Genomic DNA, 2,124 nt, shown 5'->3' with positions numbered 1-2,124 from the left:
AAATATTAAATGGTTTGAAAGGCGGCTCAGGTACTTCGCCCCTACCAGAAATAAACCTGACAGGTGGTAATATACACCACGACTGACACAACGATCTGAAGCGCCAGGATTCATCCTGACGCTCCAGATTTTTCTTGTCTTCCCTTATTTGACCCTTGCTTAACTTTCCCCTTAATAAACTTTAGAAGGCCGTCAGCAAGTGGCCTTCTAATACTTTGACTAAGTAACTACCAGTAAATAACTTTTTCGAATAATAAGATTATTACTAAAACTAATATAATCAATAAAGTTCCAATCCATTTATTCTTAGTTTTATTCTTACTTCCGATAATGGCAATCAAATAGATTATTAAAAAAAAGAACAAACTAAACTTTATTCCACCCACTGATGCAATAATACCAAATAGAGTAAACCCAACCAAAGAAAAGAATAATATTTTTTGGATCTTCACTATGGAAACCTCTCCTTAAACTCATCCCAACTAAAAAAACATCTCCTTAAACTCATCCCACCAAGTTTTAGTCCAATATTTTGTCATTTTAATACCTACATTACCCTCTGATTCTATTACAAAATTTTGATTATTTCCATTAGAATCAGTTCTCCAAATCATTGTCGTAGTTGTACCAATATCAGGATCACCAGGAAGTATTACTCCAGCAGAAATTCCACTGATTGTTGTCCATACTGCACTTGAAGTAATTGCATAACCGATATATACACCAATTGCTGCTTTTCCTAGTTCTGCATTCCATTTCTCGACTGTACTAGTTGTGTTCTGCTGTGTCGTATAAGAGTAATTTTCCTGTTCCTCGTATATAACATTTCCACGAACATCAAGACCTATTGTAGATACTTCTTTTGTTTTTGGATCTTGAAATTGGTGATAAAGAAAAGGGTCGTCATCAGCGGTCAAGATCTGTTTCTGTTCATCTGCTGTTAATGTTTTAGCGGCTTCAGTCCTCAAACCAACAGCAATCGCTGATTGTTGTTTCATTCCATCGGTATTTCCATCTTTCTTTGCTCTCTCATAACTTATTTTAGCATCACTAATTTTTTTATTGATCTCAAAGACTGCTGTTGATTGTCCAATTGCAGCGTGACCAGTCGGATCACTATAAATTAAAGGATTATTATGCACATATGTATACAAATTCAAACTCAGCGGATTTGAAATCTGCCCTTCATACGTATCCTCATTAATAAAGCGTCCTATACTCGGATCATACCATCTTGCACGTAAATACTGCAATGAAGCTACACTATCCCAATACTCGCCGCTGTATCGAAACGGCTGCGCTACAAACTCAGTAGCCGTCAGCGGATTTCCCCAGATATCATACGTGTACTGGTTCAAGCGAGTATTCCCCGTGGAATCCCTAAGTTCAACCACATCACCGTGACCGTTTTGCAAGTAGTAGCTCTTCTCCGCATTCGCATCCTGACGGGCCACAAGTCCGCTTCCTCGGATGTACCTCGCTTTAAGCGCGACCGTCCCGCCACTTACCGTCCCTTCTGCAATCACAGAACCACCGTCGTAGTACAAGCGGGTTGTGACACCATTCTCTATGCGCTCTGTTAGAAGCCCATCGCCATTATACTTGTAGTTAACAATCTTTCCAGCAACAGTTGTTACTTTCACCAATTGATCCCGACTATTGTACTCATATGTCGCGTCTGGCGACTCGGTGGGGTTCTCACTAGTGAAACTGTTCCGATTCCCCCGAACGTCATAGCCAAATGTTTGAGACTGGACATCGGAAGTTACAACCCGATTCAGATTGTCGTAAGTGAAAGTCTTAGATGAACCATTCTCCACTCGATTCGTGATGTTCCCATTGTTATCGTAATTGTAAGCGTAAGCGTTTAGAACAGTCCCATCCGATTTCTTATGGGTCAATGCATCAAGTCGGAATCCATCATATGTGAAATTGCTTGTTACTCCATTCTTTTGCTGAATTGTCTTCATCTGACCGTTCTTGTAATAGGTATACTCCACATCGTGATCTTCAAATGTGGTATCCACATCTTCCAAAGTCTGTCCTACACTGGACAGACGGTTCAGATCATCGTACCAGTAGTACACATTGCCACCAAACGGATCTGTCATCTGACGGCGATTT

At 40.2% G+C, this 2,124-nt stretch carries 2 protein-coding genes; both read right to left on the bottom strand.

The genetic code is table 11. The features are described 5' to 3' along the window. Window positions 1–227: 227 nt before the first annotated feature. Window positions 228–452 carry a hypothetical protein gene (locus PKO02S_RS31910; RefSeq protein ID WP_127589312.1) on the bottom strand — a complete coding sequence of 75 codons (225 nt, stop codon included), beginning with the start codon at window positions 450–452 and terminating at the stop codon, window positions 228–230. Window positions 453–482: 30 nt separating this feature from the next. Then, window positions 483–2,124 (bottom strand): RHS repeat domain-containing protein (locus tag PKO02S_RS31905; protein WP_164821827.1); only part of this gene is annotated, 1,642 nt, incomplete at its 5' end.

It is taken from the genome of Paenibacillus koleovorans NBRC 103111, from assembly GCF_004000845.1.
GTDB classification, from domain to species: Bacteria; Bacillota; Bacilli; order Paenibacillales; family NBRC-103111; genus Paenibacillus_AA; species Paenibacillus_AA koleovorans.
The sequence above is the reverse complement of the archived record's forward strand: the minus strand, read 5'-3'. Positions and strand labels throughout refer to the sequence as shown.